The sequence below is a fragment of the Micromonospora sp. NPDC003197 genome (genome assembly GCF_053590565.1).
Genome location: NZ_JBSFTE010000010.1, coordinates 207,817 through 226,957, shown reverse-complemented (window position 1 = coordinate 226,957; position 19,141 = coordinate 207,817). Strand labels below are relative to the sequence as shown.

General features: G+C 66.7%; 20 protein-coding genes and 1 pseudogene. 11 read left to right on the top strand and 10 right to left on the bottom strand.

Annotated elements, in window-relative coordinates; all coding sequences use genetic code 11:
* Positions 1-590 precede the first annotated feature (590 nt).
* From ACWDV4_RS14180 to ACWDV4_RS14170, 3 genes are all read right to left on the bottom strand, one after another.
* Positions 591-1,136 carry a GNAT family N-acetyltransferase gene (locus ACWDV4_RS14180; RefSeq protein WP_449978205.1) on the bottom strand — a complete coding sequence of 182 codons (546 nt, stop codon included), beginning with the start codon at positions 1,134-1,136 and terminating at the stop codon, positions 591-593.
* Between the two features lie 162 nt (positions 1,137-1,298).
* On the bottom strand, positions 1,299-1,904 hold the full coding sequence (locus ACWDV4_RS14175; RefSeq protein ID WP_449978203.1) for an N-acetyltransferase: 606 nt from the start codon (positions 1,902-1,904) through the stop codon (positions 1,299-1,301).
* A gap of 17 nt (positions 1,905-1,921) precedes the next feature.
* Complete coding sequence (locus ACWDV4_RS14170) at positions 1,922-2,524, bottom strand: GOLPH3/VPS74 family protein (protein WP_449978201.1); 603 nt, start codon at positions 2,522-2,524, stop codon at positions 1,922-1,924.
* Positions 2,525-2,729: 205 nt separating this feature from the next.
* Between ACWDV4_RS14170 and ACWDV4_RS14165 the strand changes: the two genes are divergently transcribed.
* Both ACWDV4_RS14165 and ACWDV4_RS14160 read left to right on the top strand, forming a co-directional pair.
* Positions 2,730-4,091, top strand: a complete 1,362-nt coding sequence (locus ACWDV4_RS14165; RefSeq protein WP_449978198.1) for a hypothetical protein — start codon at positions 2,730-2,732, stop codon at positions 4,089-4,091.
* A 171-nt stretch (positions 4,092-4,262) separates the two neighbouring features.
* The gene (locus ACWDV4_RS14160) at positions 4,263-5,351 is read left to right on the top strand and encodes a hypothetical protein (RefSeq protein ID WP_449978196.1); all 1,089 of its coding nucleotides are present in this window, start codon (positions 4,263-4,265) and stop codon (positions 5,349-5,351) included.
* Positions 5,352-5,554: 203 nt separating this feature from the next.
* On the opposite strand, the pseudogene ACWDV4_RS14155 reads toward ACWDV4_RS14160, so the two are convergent.
* Positions 5,555-5,950 (bottom strand): annotated as a pseudogene (locus ACWDV4_RS14155) (YybH family protein); the annotation flags it as partial.
* A gap of 195 nt (positions 5,951-6,145) precedes the next feature.
* Here ACWDV4_RS14155 and ACWDV4_RS14150 point away from each other — a divergent pair.
* On the top strand, positions 6,146-6,961 hold the full coding sequence (locus ACWDV4_RS14150) for a hypothetical protein (protein ID WP_449978192.1): 816 nt from the start codon (positions 6,146-6,148) through the stop codon (positions 6,959-6,961).
* 7 nt (positions 6,962-6,968) lie between these two features.
* Here ACWDV4_RS14150 and ACWDV4_RS14145 read toward each other — a convergent pair whose 3' ends face one another.
* Both ACWDV4_RS14145 and ACWDV4_RS14140 read right to left on the bottom strand, forming a co-directional pair.
* Complete coding sequence (locus tag ACWDV4_RS14145; protein WP_449978189.1) at positions 6,969-7,961, bottom strand: hypothetical protein; 993 nt, start codon at positions 7,959-7,961, stop codon at positions 6,969-6,971.
* 65 nt (positions 7,962-8,026) lie between these two features.
* Complete coding sequence (locus ACWDV4_RS14140) at positions 8,027-8,977, bottom strand: helix-turn-helix transcriptional regulator (protein ID WP_449978187.1); 951 nt, start codon at positions 8,975-8,977, stop codon at positions 8,027-8,029.
* 89 nt (positions 8,978-9,066) lie between these two features.
* Between ACWDV4_RS14140 and ACWDV4_RS14135 the strand changes: the two genes are divergently transcribed.
* From ACWDV4_RS14135 to ACWDV4_RS14120, 4 genes are all read left to right on the top strand, one after another.
* On the top strand, positions 9,067-9,474 hold the full coding sequence (locus ACWDV4_RS14135) for a VOC family protein (protein ID WP_449978185.1): 408 nt from the start codon (positions 9,067-9,069) through the stop codon (positions 9,472-9,474).
* Positions 9,474-10,013, top strand: coding sequence for a YdeI/OmpD-associated family protein (locus ACWDV4_RS14130; RefSeq protein WP_449978183.1), 540 nt, complete (start codon positions 9,474-9,476; stop codon positions 10,011-10,013). Before ACWDV4_RS14135 ends, ACWDV4_RS14130 begins: the two co-directional genes overlap by 1 nt.
* Before the next feature lie 160 nt (positions 10,014-10,173).
* Complete coding sequence (locus ACWDV4_RS14125) at positions 10,174-10,884, top strand: MBL fold metallo-hydrolase (RefSeq protein ID WP_449978182.1); 711 nt, start codon at positions 10,174-10,176, stop codon at positions 10,882-10,884.
* Between the two features lie 48 nt (positions 10,885-10,932).
* Positions 10,933-11,079, top strand: a complete 147-nt coding sequence (locus ACWDV4_RS14120) for a hypothetical protein (protein ID WP_449978180.1) — start codon at positions 10,933-10,935, stop codon at positions 11,077-11,079.
* 110 nt (positions 11,080-11,189) lie between these two features.
* On the opposite strand, the gene ACWDV4_RS14115 is transcribed toward ACWDV4_RS14120, so the two are convergent.
* Positions 11,190-11,423, bottom strand: coding sequence for a hypothetical protein (locus tag ACWDV4_RS14115; RefSeq protein WP_449978179.1), 234 nt, complete (start codon positions 11,421-11,423; stop codon positions 11,190-11,192).
* A gap of 390 nt (positions 11,424-11,813) precedes the next feature.
* On the opposite strand from ACWDV4_RS14115, the gene ACWDV4_RS14110 reads away from it, so the two are divergent.
* From ACWDV4_RS14110 to helR, 3 genes are all read left to right on the top strand, one after another.
* Entirely contained in the window at positions 11,814-12,635 is an 822-nt protein-coding gene (locus tag ACWDV4_RS14110) for a siderophore-interacting protein (RefSeq protein WP_449978178.1), read from the top strand.
* A 126-nt stretch (positions 12,636-12,761) separates the two neighbouring features.
* Complete coding sequence (locus tag ACWDV4_RS14105; RefSeq protein ID WP_449978176.1) at positions 12,762-12,968, top strand: hypothetical protein; 207 nt, start codon at positions 12,762-12,764, stop codon at positions 12,966-12,968.
* 410 nt (positions 12,969-13,378) lie between these two features.
* The gene (gene helR / locus ACWDV4_RS14100; RefSeq protein WP_449978173.1) at positions 13,379-15,526 is read left to right on the top strand and encodes an RNA polymerase recycling motor ATPase HelR; all 2,148 of its coding nucleotides are present in this window, start codon (positions 13,379-13,381) and stop codon (positions 15,524-15,526) included.
* Positions 15,527-15,634: 108 nt separating this feature from the next.
* Here helR and ACWDV4_RS14095 read toward each other — a convergent pair whose 3' ends face one another.
* Complete coding sequence (locus tag ACWDV4_RS14095) at positions 15,635-16,432, bottom strand: class I SAM-dependent methyltransferase (RefSeq protein WP_449978170.1); 798 nt, start codon at positions 16,430-16,432, stop codon at positions 15,635-15,637.
* Complete coding sequence (locus tag ACWDV4_RS14090; protein WP_449978167.1) at positions 16,429-17,064, bottom strand: peroxiredoxin-like family protein; 636 nt, start codon at positions 17,062-17,064, stop codon at positions 16,429-16,431. Before ACWDV4_RS14090 ends, ACWDV4_RS14095 begins: the two co-directional genes overlap by 4 nt.
* A gap of 71 nt (positions 17,065-17,135) precedes the next feature.
* Between ACWDV4_RS14090 and ACWDV4_RS14085 the strand changes: the two genes are divergently transcribed.
* Positions 17,136-17,759, top strand: a complete 624-nt coding sequence (locus tag ACWDV4_RS14085; protein WP_449978164.1) for a TetR/AcrR family transcriptional regulator — start codon at positions 17,136-17,138, stop codon at positions 17,757-17,759.
* Between the two features lie 53 nt (positions 17,760-17,812).
* Here ACWDV4_RS14085 and clpX read toward each other — a convergent pair whose 3' ends face one another.
* Positions 17,813-19,105, bottom strand: a complete 1,293-nt coding sequence (gene clpX, locus ACWDV4_RS14080; RefSeq protein WP_449978162.1) for an ATP-dependent Clp protease ATP-binding subunit ClpX — start codon at positions 19,103-19,105, stop codon at positions 17,813-17,815.
* Positions 19,106-19,141: the final 36 nt, after the last annotated feature.

Below are 19,141 nucleotides of genomic sequence, written 5' to 3'. Positions count from 1 at the left end.
GTGAAGGCGAGGCCGGCGATGCCGAGGGCGGTCTTGCGCAGGGTGATGGTGTTCATGGTGGTGTTCCTTTCGTTCCGGGGGTGTGCGGCACGCGCGCCACACGGGGTGTGGGGTGCCGCGAACAAAGGGAAAGAAGAGGAAAGCAAGTAAAAGGGGGGACCTGCCGGGGTCGGTGCGACCTGCTCGGGGTCCCGGGGGATGTAACGCTCGGGGTGGGCCGGCTATTTCCGCCGGCCGGGGTTGCCGGAGTGTTGGACGCGCGCCGGGGGGCGGCTGTCCGGGGTGGCTTCCCGAGGTGGCCCGGGTGGGGTGCTGCTCCGGGCGTCGGTGGGTTCAACGCCTGGGGGTGGGGGGTCATTCCGCGGATCCGGACACCCAGCACCGTTGATCATGAGGATTCGGGTGACGATCGACGCCCAACCGGACGCCAGGTACATGTGACGGCGTCTGCCTGATGGTGCTGCCAACCCGCTGGGCTGCTGGGCCCCTGCCCACGGGCTGACCGGAACACCACGTACGTTATTCCACCCCGATGACGTACCTGGTGTTCCGGTCACGGTGTTGAGGTATGTGTGTCCCGATTTAGTTGATCACGTGGGCGCGGCGAAGCAATGCACGGTGACGGTCTGGGCAGGACCCCATTGCTGATCGACCGTCCCGAGCATGCGCCATCCGAGGCGCTGATAGAGCGCGGCAGCCGAACCGTCCGAAGCGACGACGTCGAGTACCGGATGCAGGCCATGTTCTCGCGCACTCTGCATGGCCCTCGCCATCAGCAGAGCCCCGATCCCATGCCCACGGGCCACAGGTGAAACGAACAACCGGCTGATCACAGCGACATTCGTGACGGGTACGCCTGTGGTGCGGGACCACAGGACCGGCGCGGCGTCCCCAGCCCCGCTGCGGGACAGACCAATGTGACCGACGACCTGGCACCCCAACTCCGCCACCCAGGATCCGAGCAGCAGAGGCGATGCCAGCCACTCGTCAGGTCGGCCCGGCCAGTTCAGCGGATACCCGTCGCGCTCGTGGACCTTCCTGAGTACCCGGACGCATTCATCGAGGTCAGCCTCATTGCGTGGCCGAATACCCGGGGTGGGAGCGCTACTCGCCGTAGAAAGGTCCGGTTGTCGCACTGTGCCATGAAAGCACACCAAATAGACGCGGCGGGGCCACCTCCCGGGAGGCGATCGGAGGCGGCCCCGCCGCTTCGGCACCAGTTGACGTGCGTTGCCGCGCAGCGCCACCGGTGCCGGGGCTCGCCCGTCTCGGGGCAGTCGGGGCGAGCCAGGGGGGAGTTAGGTCGCGGTGCGGCTGGCCCGCCACATGGGGTGGACGATGTTGCGGTCGGGCAGGTGCAGGGCAGGGCGGGGCTGATAACCATGCCGAGTCAGAAGCTTTTCGTGACCGGTGCTGTAGGCCTCGGTGTACGCGGGGGTGCCATAGCGGTCGAGCTGGGTGTGATGGTGTGCGAGCAGCGCGGTGGCCATGCCGGTGCCGTGCAGGTCTGCGGTGACGGCCAGGAAGGCGAGGTGTTGATGGCCCTTCTCCGGACGCTGGTTGTCTAGCAGCGCGCTGAGAGCGGTGATCCGCTCGGCATTCTCGCCGCAGGCGGCGGTGAGCCGTGCCTCGTACGCGGTCGGGGGTGGAACGGGCCGGTAGCGGTGGAACCAGACGGCGGCTGCGGCGAGCCCGTCCTCGTCAGAGATGACGTCGATCTCGCCGAAGAAGAGCGCGTGCTCGACCCAGATCCGGGCGGCGTCGGTGAGGACCGCGCCACGTCCGAGTTCGTTGGGGACGAGCCAGGCCGCGATCGGTAGGGCATAGCCTGACTCGCCCACCAGGGCAGCGATGGTGCCAAGCTCGGCATATCGAGCCCGGCGTACGACCGGCAGGTTGGTCATCGGTGCAGTGCCTTTCGTCAGAGGTGGACACGAGCGGCGTGTAGGAGTTGAGGCAGCGGCGGTGGCAGGTGCTCCACGACGAAGTGGAGATATCCCCGGACGACGGCCGGAGCGCCGTCGAGGACGTACCGGTCCAGGCCGGTTGTCAGCACCAGCCCCGCCAGTTGACTGTCGTGGTGGGTCAGCGGGTCCCGCCAGCGCAACTGGGTGGCGAGCAAGGCCATCGGCCGGGCCGCCTGGTTCATGTCCGTCGGCAGGAAGACCGTCACGACCCGCCCGATCAGCCGCCGGGAGACCTGGACACGTAGCTGCCCGGCCCGCATCAAACGGCCAGCAACATCGGCGTACGCCGACTGCGCCAGCCGATCCACCCAGACCAGCAGGGTTCGGCTACGGGGCTCCAGGACCAGGCACTCCAGGACCATGTGCGCCACCGCATCCTCGGGCGGGGTCCGGTCGATGATGCGTACGTCCCCGCTCGCGGTGATCTGGATGCGATGCAGTACCAACAGCTCACCCAGCAGCGCGGCGGCCAGCCCGACCGAGATGGTCCGGTGGCTCAGGCGCAGCCGCCCCGTGACGTCGTCATGGGCCAGCCGGAAGAAGTCATCAGCAAGCATCCGTTGGCGTCCCTTCAGCCATGGATTGTTACTGCCAACACAGAGAGTCACTTGTTTGTGGTCTGCCGAGGATGAGGAAAGCCCATTGCTGGTGGTCGCGGCACCATGTGAAAGACCATGTGAGAATCGCGATCCCAAGTGTCTGGAAGTGTTGCCATCTGATCGGTAGCGTCCGAGGTAGAGGTCAACGCAAGGAGGGGCTGCTGTGGGCAAGCAGAACGATGCACTTGCTGCTCTGATCAAGGAAACTGGCTTCTCCTGGGCCGGTCTCGCTCGACGCGTAAACGATTTAGGTGCCAGCGAAGGGCTCACGCTGCGATACGACTACACGGCAGTGAATCGGTGGGTGAAGAAAGGGGAGCGTCCTCGGCCCCCGGTTCCCACCCTGATTGGTCAGGCCATTTCGGAGAGGCTTGGACGTCGAGTAAGGCCTGCCGACTTCGACATGATCGAGGAAGAGACGCTTGCTGCTAGAGGTTTGATGTATCCCGACAACGCCGCTCAAGCGGCCGATACGATTGCGGAACTCGGGAAGGCTGATGTGAGTCGTCGCAGCATTGTGCAAGCGCCCTTCGTGCTGGCGGCCCTCGGTGCGCCGAGCAGGGACTGGCTACTCGCGAGGCTGGCGGAGACGACGACTGACCGTGGGCCACGGAAGGTTGGCATGCGGCAGGTTGCGGGCATTCGCGAAATGTTTGTGTTGTTTCAAGAGATGGATGTGATGCGGGGCGGTGGTCATGCTCGTACTGCCCTCGTTGAGTACATGAACAGCTACGTCTTTCCATTGCTCAAACGTGACCACGACGGGAAGGTGCGGCGCGCTATCCAGGAGGCTGCTGCTGAGCAGGCGTACCTCGTCGGCTGGATGGCCTACGACGACGGCGAGCATGGACTTGCGCAGCGCTATCTCATCCAAGCCCTCGGGCTTGCGCAGGCATCCGGCAGTGTGGCGCTCGGCGCGCACGTCCTTGCCGGGATGTCGGATCAGGCGAATTTGCTCGGGCACCCGCACGAGGCGCTGATGCTCGCGCGTGCCGGGCGCAACGGCATGACGGATGACGAGTCGCCGGCATGCCTTGCTGACCTCCATATTCTCGAAGGAAGAGCACTGGCTGCACTGGGCGACAGCCGTGGGGCTGCCGCCGTAGTTGCCGAGGCGGAACGGATCTTCGGAACCGTTGTAGCGGAAGACGAACCGGAATGGGCGCGTTTTATCGATGTTCCCTATCTCTTCGGAGAGGCGGCACACTGTTTTTGTGATCTTGGGCAGTCGACTGAAGTGGAGCGATTCGCATCCGAGTCTGCCATTGGTGCGCATAGACAGGGGCGGGCACGACGAGGGGCGTTAAGCCATGCGGCGCTCGCCGTGGGGGAGTTGGCGCGGCGCAACGTCGAGGCGGCGGCAGTCAAGAGTCTTGAGACCGTCGAGCTTGCTGCCCAGGTGAACTCTTCCCGCTGCCGTGAGACAGTGCGTGACCTGCAACGGCGGCTTCAGCCGTACGCCAAGGTCGCTGAGGTCGCTCACTTCAACGCGCAGGCGGAAGAGCTGTTGGGGCTTGTGGCCTGACTGTCCGTCGGACGACCGTCCGGACGAGCGTCGAATGGGATGTCCAATCGCGTGCTTGTCGCCCAGCCGAGCTTTGCCGTGGTGAGGCGTATCGGTCACCGTCTCTGACGATGTCGTCACGTACCGTCGATGGCTTGTGGTCTAATCGACGCCTGACGGGGGAGAGGGACGATGCGTCGATTGCTTCTTGCGCTCGCGATGACCACGACGGTGCTGGTGGCTGGGTGCGGGAAGGGGGATTCGGGCGGTGATCGGGCTACCCCGACCCCGACCCAGCCGTCGGTCAGCGCCCCCGCCGAATTCATCGGTTACGGTCGCGGCAAGTTGGAGCGGTTGGGCCTCACTCCTACCGTGCCGGAATCCTCGAAGTCGTTGATTGTCGGTCTGGGGTACGGCCTGTCCATCGATGCTCTTGCCGTGAGCCCGACGCTCACCCCGGCCATGGTGTTGACCGACGCTCGGGCATCGTCGTCCGCGACGGGCAGTATCACGGCGGGTGGTAAGACGGTGCAGGCCGCTGCTGGACACGAGTTTGTGGTGGTCCAGCTCGGCAGCGGCTTGATGATCCCCGGGTATTCGCTGCTCAAGGCGCCGGACGAGGAAGCATCCCGGGAGAAGCTGTCGGTGAAGGTGGGCGACCGCCAGCCTGTTGCCCTGGGTGGTCCACGGGTCAGTGAGCTGTTGGTGGTGAGTGCACCGGTCGGGGCACCGGTCACGGTGACTGCCGCCGACGGGCGGCCACAGTCCCTGGACCTGCGTACCGGTCAACGGATCAACGAGATTGCCGGGCTGTATCCGGCCTTGCCAAAGCAGTCTGCGACCACCGGGCCGGGTTTCTCGTTCAGAACGCCGCCGTTCGGCATCAATACGCGAATAGCGCAGGTGCAGCTCACCCCAGCCGAGTACAGCCTTGGGTGGGCTCCGGCTGGTCAAGCCTGGCTGATCGTGCCGATCACCATAATTGTGGCGAACTGTGGCCAGGACTGCGACCCAGAGTCGGTGGTGCTTGACACGGTGAAGTCAGCTCAGCTCGATGACGGGACACGGCGATACACCGCCCGGCAGCGGAGCGGCAAGACAACCCTCCACGTTCTACAGTCCACCGTGAAGACGGGAAGCGTCTGGGCCGTGTTCCAGGTGCCCGCCACCTTCCGTACGGGTACGTTGCGGTTGGGCTTCATTGGGTCTATCCGCTTCACCAACGGCTCGACCAATCGGCTACAGGCAAAAGCCGAGGAGATTCCGTTGGCACTGAGCTGAGCCTGGCGGACCGAGAGTACGTGGGCGAGCCGTGCCGGCCATGACAGGTTGGGCGCCGAGCTGATGCGCAAGAACGAGAACGGATACCCGCTGGCCGACTCGGCCGGCAAACCGTTCTGCCTCTGCCGGGACTAGGACATCTCTGACACGTGCCGACTCCACCTGCACACCGGGCCCAACACGAGCGGGTTCGTACAGGTCTAGTCCGAGGTAGGGAAGGAGTGGTGCTCGTGGACGACGACCCACCGGCCGTCCCGCTTGTGTAGGCCGAGCGTCAGGCGTAGCCGGTTCTCTGGCTTGGCGGCGAACTCGTCTGGTGTGCCGCAGCGTAGCAACGCGTAGGCGAAGGCGACCTCGGCTCCGGCCCTGATCTCCAGGGATTCGATATCGAACGATGCTCCCTGGGCCTGCCACCGGAAGAACGGCGGCCACGTCTCGCGGTACGCGTCGAGGCCGCGCACACCCTCGTACGGCGGGGGTACGTCGAACATGACGATGTCCTCGGCGTGATCGGCGAGGACCCCGGTCAGGTCTCCCCGGTGGACCGCCTCGGCCCAGCGCTCGATGAGGCTGCGGATCTGTTCCTCGTCGGTAGGCATTGGGCTGGCTCCTTCACGTTGACGTCTTCAGTCAGGGATACCAGCCGGATACGACACTCACGCAGGCTCTGCCAGCTGCGTCATCGGTACGGTTTGCCGGCGAGGACTAGGGTGATCATCCCCGCTGGGGAGACGTGCTGTTGCCGGATCCAGGCGGAGGGCTGCTGCTCCACCGGGTCGAACAGGAGAGCCATGATGGCGGACGAGCCGTTGCGGGACGGGTTCGCCTTGACCGACGGTGGGTCGTCCGGCATCCAGCTGCGCTGGACCGAGTCGGTCGGTGAACGATCGGCTCGCCTGCCGCAGTGCGTCGAGAATGAGCGCGCGGCCTTGGCAGCACTCGGGCGGCTGCTTCGTGAGGAGCTGCCGGTGGACGCGGATCGGATCACGCTGCGGGCCAACGTACTGACAACGGCCAGCGTCAGCGTGTTGACGGCGCACTGGGCTGACCGGACGAGTCAACTCCTTTGGAAGAAGGACTCCGTAGGCAGCGTCGCGTTGGCGGCGCTGCGGAAGGCGTCGTACCTGACCGAGCTGGGCACCTGGTTCGGCCTGGAGCTGACGGTGACGTCGGCCGGTGACATGACTACCCGGTTCAACTACGACGACGAGCCGGATTGGGAAGCGGCATCCGTCGACCCGATCGCCTACGTAACGGACCAACGGCACTACCCCCGCAGCGAGAGCGCGCAGCCACCGTGGCTACGCGATCGTCTTGCCGAGGGACGCGTACGACTACAGCAGCGCCTGACCGACTGGGGTATCGAACTGTTCCACCGGACCGTGCCGGGCGTCGCCCTCCACCACCGTCTACTGCCCGAGGACGACGCGGTGCTGGTCGTCCATCCGGTACGGGGCGGCGGCTCGATCTATGTCGCGCCGGACGAGAGCGTGCTGTTCGTGGCATCTGCCGTACCACCACACCTGGCGTTGGAGATGTTCCGTTCCGGTCGGCGTACCCCGGTCGAGCGGTTCGGCCCGCCCCACCCAGCACCTACGGGCGACCGGTAGGGGCAGGTCAGGGTCCGTAGTCACCACCGTTGCGCGGGTCGTTGAAGCCATCCACGACCTCGCGGAGGCAGGTCCCGGTCAGGACGGCGCGTAGCATCTCGGCCGGGTGTTCGGCGTGGCTGTCGTAGCGGTACCGCTGCCTGACGAAGGCGCTGCCGGTCCAGTAGCTGTCGGCCGCGTACAGCGTGCCGGGGGCGGCGTCCGGGTTGACCTGTAGGTACTGCCACTGGGCGCGCTTGTGGCGTACCACGTATTCACCGACGTACCAGGCAGCCTGCACCCAGAAGGGCTCGTCCGCGACCCGGTTGTAGTCCTCGACCGTCTGGAAGTTCTCACGCAGCAGGGCTTCCATCGTGTCCAGGGACTCCGGCTGGAAGTTCCAGTGCTCGATGCCGCCGCCTGCCTCGTCTGACCAGGTGTGGTAATAGATGCTGTAGCAGCGGTTGCCCCAGTCGGTGAGTTGTCTGGCGTACGTGACGGCTTCCAGATTTTCCAGTGCCACCCATGGGGTGGGTATCCGTTCCGGCTGCCAACCCGCGTTCACCTTCTTCCGTTGCCGGGCCCGCACCACGTTTCGCAGGCTACGAGCTGTTTCGGTGAACACCAGGCCCGATTTCTCGTCCAGGGCCTGCTCGACGATGGTCAACGGGATGACCGGATCCAGCCCCAACACCGGATCCGGGCGTACGACAGGCAGCCCTGCGGTCTCATCCCAGTCCCAGCGTCCGCCCGCTTCGTTCAGCAGGGTCTCGCCGAGATAGCCCGCGACGGACTTCGAGACGATGGTGTCCAGGTCGCCGCCGTGCGGGCATTCGAAATACCAGAGGAGTTCCTTCTCCAGCCGCTTCAGCGAAGGGGACCGGTAGGTGTGTGACCATCTCTCCTCGGTGAAGGCGCCGTAGAGTAGGTCCATGAGTTCGTGCAGGGACTCGATCCACCAGTACAACGCGTAGGCGGGGGAGCCGGACGGCGCCTCCCTGCCCTGGGTGTAGATATCCATCGAGGTGGAACCCTATGTCCCGGGTCTGACAGGCAGCCCGCCCACCACCAGGGGGTGAGATGGGATCAGCGCCCGGTGGGATAGCGAGTGGTCAGCTCGGCACCGATCCGGGCCAGCTCCCGCTGGACGGCTTGCGGCTCGACCACCTCGATCATCGCGCCCCAGCCGGCGAGGTGCCGGGCGATGTCCAACGGGGTCGGTGCGGCTAGGCGGACCCGGGCACGCCCGTTGTCGGGCTCGCCCTCGATGTGGCAGTGCCGGCCGAACTGGTTGCGCAGCACCGGAACGAACCTGGCCTCGACGAGTACGATCGCCCAGGTGCGTGAGCGCTGCTGTTCCACCTCGTCGACGACCTGTTGCCAGGCGCTGCCGAGCGTGAAGCCGTCCGGGCGTTCCGCCGGCTGCTCAGTCGGCTCTGCCGTGCTGATCCGGTCGACCCGGAAGGTGCGCTGTCCGCGTTCCGTACCGGCGATCAGGTACCAGATGTCGTCCTTGTCAACGAGGCCCCAGGGGTTGACCAGCCGCTCGGTCCGCTCTCCGGCGCGGTTGGTGTAGGTCAACCGGACCTTCCGCCGGCGAACCACGGTGGTCTGGAGCAACTCCACCAACTCGGGCCGCCACTGGTCACGCCCGCTCCACCGGGTGGGGTCGATCATGGTAGCGCTGGCGGCGGCCTCGGCGTCCGCTCGGAAGGTCTGCGGCAGCGCCCGTACCAGTTTTCGCAGCGCCGCCTTGGCTTCTTCCGAGACTGCTGTGGCCGGGCCGACGAGCAGGAACAACGCCTGTGCCTCGACGGCCGACAGGCCACTGAGGTCGGTGCGGGCACCGCCGACCAGCGACCAGCCGCCCCCGCGTCCGGGCTGCGGATACACCGGAATGCCCGCTGCGGACAGCGCCTCCAGGTCCCGGCGGGCGGTGGCCACCGACACCTCCAGCTCCGTTGCCAACTCGGCGGCGGTCACCCGGCCTCGGGACTGCATGAGTAGGAGGACGGCGACGAGTCGGTCTGCGCGCATGTTCCCAGAATCCCAGGAAAAGTGCTCAGAGGGTGAGCACTTTGCGGCGCAGGATGGTCATCGTCACCTACCGAGGGAAGGAACCACCCATGCTGCGAGGACCGGCCACCATCAACTTCTGGGTCGACGACCCGGAGGCGGCCAAGCAGTGGTACACCGAACTCCTTGGCGTCGAGCCTTACTTCGAGCGCCCGGGCAACGGACAGCCGGCCGCCTACTACGAGTTCCGGATCGGCGACTACCAGTCCGAACTCGGCCTCATCGACCGGCGGTACGCCCCGCCCGGCGCGGCTGCCGCCCCCGGAGGCGCGATCCTGCACTGGCATGTCGACGACGTCCAGGCCGCCCTGGACCGGCTGCTGTCCATGGGCGCAACGCCCTACCAGCCGCTCACCGAGCACGGTCCCGGGTTCGTCACCGCATCCGTGATCGACCCCTTCGGCAATGTGCTGGGCATCATGTACAACCGGCACTACCTGGAGGTTCTGGGGCAGTGATGCACTTCGAGGATGCCGCCGGATGGGAGTCGTGGCTGGCCGACCAGCACGAGACCCAGACCGAGGCCTGGCTGAAGATCGCCAAGAAGGGTTCGCCGGCTGCCTCGGTCACGTCCGAGCAGGCGTTGGAGGTCTCGTTGTGTCATGGCTGGATCGACAGCCATCGCAGATCGTACGACGAGCACTTCTTCCTCCAGCGGTACTCGCCCCGCCGCAGGGGCAGCCCCTGGTCCCAAATAAACGTCGAGCGCGTGGAGGAGTTGACCGCTGCCGGGCGGATGCGCCCCGCTGGCCTCGCTCAGGTCGCCGCCGCCCAGTCGGACGGCCGCTGGGCGGCGGCCTACGCGGCCCAGCGCAATGCCATCGTGCCGCCCGATCTGGCCGAGGCGTTGGCGGCCCACCCGCAGGCCGCCAACGCCTTCGAGGCACTCGACAAGACCGGCCGCTATCAGGTGATCCTGCCGCTGTTGAAGGCCCGGACCCCGGCCGGCCGGGCGGCACGCCTTGACAGGGCGATCTCCGGCCTACTGAATCCATGACCGACGGCCGTCGGCCGACGCGGCATCGGGCTCGGCTACCGCTGCCGCGCGGTCGACTCCGCTGTGCGGGCGGCAGGTCGGCGACCGTACCTAGGATGTGGGGGTGATCAATGAGTCGCTTCGCCTTACGGTCCTCGGGTGTGCGACGCCATATCCGAGCGTGGACAACCCGTGCTCCGGTTACCTGGTGTCCAGCGGCGACACGCACGTCTGGGTGGACGCCGGCACCGGAACCCTGGGGCCCCTGCAACGGTACGTCCGACTCGACGAACTGGCCGCGATCTGGATTTCCCACCTGCATGCCGATCACAGCGCGGACCTGCTCACGGCGTACTACGGCGCCCTGTACGCGGACATTGAGCTGTCCGCCCCGATCCCTCTCTACGGCCCACCGGGCATCGCCGATCGGCTGGTGCATTTCCTCACCAACACGACGGTCCGTAGCCCGATCGAGTCCGCCTTCGCGATCACCGAATTGCAGGACGGGCATCGAGCGGACGTCGGTCCGCTCACCCTGACCAGCCGGGCGGTAGCACACGGCATGCCGGCCTTCGCGCTGCGCGTCGAGGCTGCCGGCCGTACGTTGGTCTACTCGGGTGATACGGCACCGTGTGCTGGCCTTACCGAGTTGGCTGACGGATGTGACGTGCTGCTGTGCGAGGCCGAGAGCGCCCAGGTGCCTGCCGAGGGTGAGCAGGTGCACCACACCCCTGAGGACGCCGGGGACACGGCCAGCGCCGCCGGCGTGGGTCGGTTGATCGTCACGCATGTCAGCCGGTTCCTTACCCCGCAGCAGGCGGTGGCGCGGGCCTCGACCCGATTCGACGGGCCAGTCGACCATGCCGCCCCCGGTGCCACCTTCGAGATCTGATAGAAGTCGCGGGCAGTGTTGCGGTGCATGATCACCCGGGGGTCTCGCGTGACGGTGTTCGCATGTGCGGGTTGCGGTGCCGCCTTGACCGTACCGGTGTCGCAGGTGGCGCTCCCTGCGCACGCCCACCAGACGTACGGCCTGCGCGAGATCTACGACCGGGTGCAACGCGGTCCGTACGGTGATCCGTTCTGATAGCCGAGTCTGCTGTTGGGCGAGGTAATCGGAGGTTGAAGTGGTCCCGGACGCGAGGGCAGCGGGCCCTGTCGGTGCCAGTATCAAGGTGCGATGAGTGGTGCTCGGTGCTATCGGCGCCGGCGTAAATAGAGGGCTGCGACGCCGAACGCTGCAGTCGTGATCGTGCCGGTGGCGGTGATGCCTGCGGTGGCTGTGCCGCCGATGCTGCCGCAGCTGCTCAGTGCGGTGAGTGGGACCACCGCGCCGAGACCGCTTCCTGCGGCCAGGTAGGTTGCCCGGACCACGGCCGCGTCCTGTTGGTCTCTGCGGTCGGGTTCCCTCTCGGGCGTACCGCTGTTCACCGAGGTTACATCCTTCCATTGGGCATGACTGTTGTGGCCCTCCGTCCAAAATGGCGGATGAATTCCAGGGCGTGGATGAACAGTATGCCCGTGAGAAGTTGTAGATGGGAATCCCACGCCCGATGTATAGTGTCATTGATTTGAGAAGTGATCGACTTGTGTCGTCACCTGCTTGTTGGTGGCTGGCGTGGGTGCCGAGCTGGTGGGTAAGAGGTGGCAATGTGGACATGAGGATGGGTGTGATGTCCGTCGCATTGCCAGCCGGGCCGCACTCGGCAGGCAGAGGTCCTGGCGCTCGGCGAGGAGTTGCGGGATGCGCTGGGCTGACGCTGGTGTGCCGGTCTGCGTAGGTTAGGCTCGCCTAATACCGCTCTTCCGAGGAGTCGCCCGATGACCGTTCCCGCGCGCGAGATCAAGCTGGTCCGGCACGACCTCACCCCACGGCTGTTGGAGGTCGCCCGGGTCACCCGGATCACCCCGCGCATGGCCCGGGTGACCCTGACCGGTGAGGCGTTCGACGGGTTTGCGTACGCCGCGCCGGAGGACCACGTGAAGGTGTTCTTCCCGGCGCCGGGCGAGCGGTTGCCGGTGATGCCGACTCTCGGGCCGAACGGGATCGTCCCGACGCCGGCCGGAGAGCCGCTGCCGATCTTTCGGGACTACACCGTCCGTTACGTGCGGCCGGACCAGCAGGAGTTGGACATCGACTTCGCCCTGCACGGTCACGGCCCGGGCGGCACCTGGGCCGCACAGGTCAAGCCCGGCGACAAGGTCGGCGTGCTTGGCCCACGCGGCTCCCACCTCAACCCGATGAACTTCGACTGGTACCTGCTGGCCGGTGACGAGACCGCACTGCCGGCGATCGGGGCCTGGCTGGAGCAACTGCCGGCCGGAGTTCCGGCGTACGTCTTCATCGAGGTGGCTGACCGGGCGGAGGAGCAGCCGCTGACGACGGCGGCCGACGCGACCGTCGTGTGGCTGCACCGCGACGGTGCCGACGGCCGCAACCTGCTCGACGAGGCGATTCGGGACATCCAACTGCCCAGCGGCGACGGCTATGCCTGGGTGGCCGGTGAGGCAGGCAACCTCAAGCCGATTCGTCGGTACCTGCGCGGACTCGGCCTGCCCCGGGACTGGCTCGACGTCGACGGCTACTGGAAGCGTGGCGTGGTCAACCTCGACCACCACGCGGCCGACGACGAGGACGAGTGACCGGCCCAGAGCCCGAGGCGAATCAACAGGAACCAGCCAGGCGGCGTTGCGGCATTGCCGTACGCCGCCTTCGGTCTGTCTGGAGGCGACGGACAGCATTGGTGAGATCGGTTGATCATCGATTGAATGTCGGCGGCTCGTGGAATGCTTGCGGAATTCGGACCGGTGCACGCGAGACTGGAGCGCCTGAAGACCTGGAGCGACGAACGGTACGAACGCGGCCGCAGGCTGGTCCTCGCGCTCTATGAACATGTCGAGGACAGCCGCAACGAGCAAAAGTCACGAGGGTTGGCAGAGCTGCGGGAGCAGCATGACCTTCCCCAGCCTCGCTGAGCGGGCCACGAAAGAAGGACGAGGCTCCGCCGCAAACCGCCGGGACACACACCTCGCCTACCTCAACGTATAGCGCATAGGGGGTCTTGCGGCAAGACCCGGGTCGTGCCGCAGAATCGTCCGTCGAAGCTGGAACATGCGGAAACGGGGAGTCGCGAGGTGCGTGTGCTGTTGTCGACGTACGGGTCGCGCGGCGGCTGTGGCCGGCACGATCCGTAGCGACGGGGCGTCGGTGCCGCGACGCTTATGTACGACGCGCTGAGCCGAGCCCGGCCAGCGCTTTAGCGAAGAACATCCGGCACCCGCGCCAGGAACGGAAGGGATGTTTGCGCGCCCATTTAGTCACTCTACGTGTCCAATTATTCCCGCTCTGTGTTTGCTGTGTGCGATTCTAGATCGGAGCTCATCCCGTGAACCCAGTTACCAACAGCGTGTTCGATCTTTCCGAACAGCTCACCGGCAAGGCCGAGCCAACGCTGATCGCTCGGGACGAGCAGCACTTCGCGGCTATCGCCGAAAACCTTGAACAGGTACGCGCCGAGCTGTCCGACCGACTCGCCGCCGCGCGCAAGGCACCCGGCGGCGTAGGCCAGCAGGCGATGGACCGGGACGACGAGATCCGTCGACTCACCGCACGGTTGCGCACGCTACGTCGCTTCGGTGCGGACCTGTGCCTGGGACGCATGGTCAGCGCGGACAACCCCGAGCCCGTGTACGTCGGACGACGTGGCCTGACGGACAACTCTGGCCGTCGGCTTCTGCTCGACTGGCGTTCCCCGGCGGCGGCACCGTTCTTCGGTGCGACCCACGCCAACCCGATGGGCCTGGCCAGCCGTCGCAGATATCGCTGGACCCTCGGTCGGATCAGCGACTACTGGGACGAGGTGTTCAGTCTGGACGGGCTCGACGGCCATGCCGCGCTCGATGACCAGTCCGCCTTCATCGCCAGCCTGGGCAGCAGCCGGTCGCCCCGAATGCGCGACGTGCTCGCCACCATCCAGGCCGACCAGGACGCCATCATCCGAGCGGGATCCCGAGGTGCGCTGGTTGTCGACGGTGGTCCGGGTACGGGAAAGACCGTCGTCGCGTTGCACCGCACCGCGTACCTGCTCTACTCCGATCCTCGCCTCGGCCACCGTCGGGGCGGCGTGCTGTTCGTCGGCCCGCACCAGCCCTACCTGTCGTACGTCTCCGACGTCCTGCCCAGCCTCGGTGAGGAGGACGTGCAGACCTGCACCCTGCGGGACCTCGTCCCAGAAGGTGCCACCGCGACCATCGAGACCGATCCGGAGGTGGCCCGCCTGAAGTCGTCCGCGGAGCTGGTACAGGCGATCGAGGCGGCGGTCAGGTTCTATGAGGAGCCGCCTGCCAAGGGGATGACGATCCCGGTCGACGACTCGGACATCTGGTTGAGCGCCGACGACTGGGCCGAGGCGTTCGGGACGCCGGATCCGGGGACGCCGCACAATGAGGCGCGTGCCGAGATCTGGGCGGAACTGCTCACCATCCTGGTGGACAAGTACGACGGCGACGAACCGGAGGACCTGGTTCGCCGGTCGCTGCGACGCAGCGCCGAGCTGCGTACCGCCTTCAACCGTGCCTGGCCGCTGTTGGACGCGGCCGAGGTGGTCGGAGACCTCTGGTCAGTCCCCGCCTACCTGCGCAACTGCGCACCCTGGCTCAGCCTGGACGAGGTTCGCAAGTTGCAGCGCGCTGACGCCCAGGCCTGGACGGTCTCCGACCTGCCGTTCCTGGACGCGGCCCGGCAGCGGCTCGGCGACCCGGAGGTGTCCCGGCGGAAGCTTCGGCACGATGCCTCCGTCGCGACCCAACGCGAGCAGATGTCCAGGGTCGTGGAGGACCTGCTGGCGGCCGAGTACGACAACGAAGGCGCGATGATCATGCTGCACGGCAAGGACCTGCAGGACGCACTCATCGACGAGTCCGCTCTGCCGGGCGTCGACCCGGACCTGCTCGCCGGGCCGTTCGCACACATCGTCGTGGACGAGGCGCAGGAACTGACCGACGCCGAATGGCAGATGCTGTTGCTCCGCTGCCCGTCCCGGAGCTTCACCATCGTTGGAGACCGCGCCCAGGCCAGGCACGGGTTCACGGAGTTGTGGCAGGAACGGCTGGCGCGGATCGGGTTCGACCGGATCAACCTGGCCTCCCTGAGCATCAACTACCGGACGCCGGCCGAGGTCATGGCGGCGGCCGAGCCGGTCATCCGGGCCGTACTGCCGGATGCCAACGTGCCGACCTCCATCCGTAGCAGCGGCGTTCCCGTCGTACACGGGTTGGTGTCGGAGTTGGATTCGATCCTCGACGCCTGGCTCACCGCGCACGCCGAGGGGATCGCGTGTGTCATTGGCGATCCCGCCTTCCAGGCGATGTCGCGGGTGCAGTCGCTGACCCCGGAGCTGTCGAAGGGGCTGGAATTCGACCTGGTCGTCCTCATTGATCCGCAGTCTTTCGGCGACGGCATCGAAGGAGGGGTCGACCGCTATGTGGCGATGACCCGAGCGACGCAGCAACTCGTCATCCTCACGAGTTCCTGACCTCGGCCAGGACCAGGCGACCGCTGCCCGGCCGGCATGCCAACGCCGGCCGGGCAGCCGTCGGCCCTAGGTGGGGACGGGACCCAACATCAACGGCGAGCGGACGAGTCAGGAACGGGTCGCGTGGACCAGCCAGGCGGTGCTGCGTAGCCGGACGCCGTCGTCGGTCTGGAATGGGCGGGCGGCGGCGGTGAGCGCCGCGTGGGCCGATTCGACGACGGCAGCGTCCGCCCGGGCGAAGTAGTCACGAAAGGCACCCCACTGGAGGGCGAACGTCGCCGCCGCTTCGGCGTCCCGTCCCAGGGCGATCGTCGTCTCGACATCGGTCACGCTGATGTCCCGGTAGCCAGCCCGGGAGAGTACGTCGTCGACGTGCTGGGGTTCCGCGAGGGAGAGCACACCGGTTGCTGAGGGCGGCTCGCTCATCGCCGCCGCGAGGACAGTGGGCAGGTCGTTTCGTTGCGGTGGCCCGACGGTCACGAAGACCAGTCGGCCACCCGGCCGCAACGCCCTGCCGATGTTGCTGAACGCTGCGACGGGATCGGCGAAGAACATGACCCCGAATCGGCTGATCGCCACGTCGAAGGCGTCGGTCGGGAACGGATGGCGCTGCGCGTCGCCCATCTCGAACGTCACGTTGTCGGCACCCTCGGCTGCGGCGAACACACGTGCCTGAGCCAGCATCGGCTCCACCACGTCATTACCGACGACCCGGCCGGATACGGCCCGGCGGGCGGCCAGCAACGTCGTACGGCCGTAACCGCAACCGATGTCGAGTACGCGGTCATGCTCGCCGATCGCGGCCGCGGTGAACAGGTGTTCGTCGAATCCGCCGCTGATCACCTCGTAGCGGTCGGCATCCTCAGCGCGGTCGAGCAGGGGAAGAGTCATCTCTACCTTTCTCATCGTTTCGTGGCTGCCGGCCGCGTCGTGGCTGCCGGTTGCGTCGTGGCTGTCGGTGTCGGTTGTGGTGCGCGTACGGCCAACTCCAGGAGTTCGTCGACCGACCACTGGTCGTAGACGTGTTCGCCGTACTTGTGGGCGACGATGCGACCGTCGCTGGCGATCAGGAAGTCGGCGGGCAGGCCGAGCCGTCCGCCGGGCTGGGTGCCGGCCGGCAGGTGTTCCCGTCGGCGGATGACCATCCAGGTGCTGCGCAGGATTGCCCGCACGATGGGCAGCCATGCCCGGGGGCTCAGCAGCGCCCATGGGGCGGACTCCACGCCGAACTCCCGGTACAGCCGCTTGTTCGGGTCGGCGATGACGGCGAACGGCAGGTCGGGAGTGTGTTCCCGTAGTTCGTCGGCGGGGGAGTGGAACACCACAACCTCGCGGATTCCGGCCGCCTCGATCTCGTCGTGTCGCCGTGCCACGGACCGTAGGTGCAGGTTGCAGACCGGGCACCCGGCGAAGCGGCGGAACTGGAGGTGGATCAGCCGTTCGGGGTCCGGTACGGAAACTGGCGGACCGAGGACGGGGGTGAGGTCACGGGCGGCGATGACGGAGCCGGTGTCGAGCGATCTTCGGGGTACGCGCATGTGCACCACTCCTCGTAAGCGTACAAGGTACGCCTACGAGTGTAGGTGTATGTCGTACGCTGTCAACCGCCATGCCTAGACCACGCTCACTCAGCACCGCTCAGCTCGGCGCAGCAGCCCTGGCCGTCATCGACCGGGACGGGCTCGCCGGGCTGACCATGCGTACCGTCGCCACCGAACTCGGCATGAGCACGATGGCGCTCTACCGCTATGTCGCAGACCGGGAGGAGCTGGCCGGGCTGGTCGTGGAACAGGTGCTCGGTGCCATCGACACCACCCCGCCCTCCGCCGACCTGACCTGGGCGGAGCAGATCCGGATCATGGTCGAGCGGATTCGCGGCGCGGTGGCGGCCCACCCGGCGGCCGTACCGCTCACGCCCCTGCACCGACACCGGTCGGTGAGCATCCTGCGGTGGTCGGAGACGGTGCTCGGGATCCTGACCGAAGGCGGTATCGACGGGGCGCGGCGGGTCGTCGCCCTACGTGCCCTGCTCAGCTATGTCATCGGCGCGGTCCAACTCGAACACCTCGGCCCGTTGGCCGGCGCGGGCACCGTCGCCATCTCGGAGCTGCCCCGAGCAGAATTCCCGCTCATGGCCGAAACGGCGCGGCGCGCCCGGCAGATCGGACCCGAGGAGGAATTCACCGCCGGACTCGACATCCTGCTGCGCGGCCTGACCGGGCCGCCCGGCTGATCGGCGTACGAACTCCACAGCAGGCCGAAGCGGAAGAGGTAGGTCGAGGCGGGTCAGGCGGATCTTTCGCGGTGCTTGCGGTTGGGGTCGGATTGTTGGCGCGGCACCAGGGTCGGGTTGACGTTGTCCAGCACGGTGGCGCGGTCGACAACGACCCGGGCCACATCGTCCCGGCTGGGCACCTCGTACATGACGTTGAGCAGTATCTCCTCGAGGATGGCGCGGGTTGCTCGGGCACCGGTACGGCGCAGCAGTGCCTGTTCGGCGATGGCGGCGATGGCGTCCCCAGTGAACTCCAACTCCACCCCATCAAGGTGGAGGAGCTTCTGATACTGCTTGATCAGCGCGTTGCGTGGCTCGGTGAGGATCTGCATCAACGCCGTCCGGTCCAGGGGCGCGACGGTCGTCACCACTGGCAGTCGCCCGACGAGCTCCGGGATAAGCCCGAAGGTCAGCAGGTCCTCGGGCGCGACCCCGGCAAGGGCGTTCTGCGGCTCGCGGATGTGCCCAGGGCGGACTGTGGCACCGAATCCGACGCTGCGACGGCGAGTCCGTTGCGCGATGATCTGTTCCAGGCCGTCGAACGCCCCGCCGACGATGAAGAGTACGTTCGTCGTGTCGAACGGGATGAACTCCTGGTCCGGGTGTTTACGTCCGCCCTGCGGCGGCACGCTGGCGGTCGTACCCTCAAGAATCTTCAACAGCGCCTGTTGGACGCCTTCGCCGGAGACGTCCCGGGTGATCGACGGGTTGTTGCTCTTTCGGGTGAGTTTGTCGATCTCGTCGAGGTAGATGATGCTGGTCTCCGCCCGCCTGACGTCGTAGTCGGCAGCCTGGACCAGCTTGAGCAGGATGTTCTCGACGTCCTCGCCAACGTAGCCGGCTTCGGTGAGTGTGGTGGCGTCAGCGATCGCGAACGGGACGTCGAGCAGGCGGGCCAGCGTCTGGGCCAGATGGGTCTTGCCGCAGCCGGTCGGGCCGATCAGCAGGATGTTTGACTTCCCCAGCTCGACCGGCTGCGTCGTGCCGGTGTGCTGGCTGCTTCCGCTCGCGCGGATACGCTTGTAGTGGTTGTAGACCGCCACTGACAGCGCCATCTTGGCCTGCTCCTGGCCAACGACGTACTGCTCGAGGAAGTCGTAGATCTCCCGTGGTTTCGGCAACCCCGGTAGCGCATCCTCGGTGGTGCCCGGATGTTCATCCTCGATGAGTTCGGTGCAGATCTCGACGCACTCGTCGCAGATGTAGACCCCGGCGGGGCCGGCGATGAGTCGCCTGACTTGCTGTTGGCTCTTGCCGCAGAACGAGCACAGCAGCAGGTTCCCGCCAGCGCCGATTCGTACCATTTGAAATGCTTCTCCTCGACGCCTGTGCGAATGCGG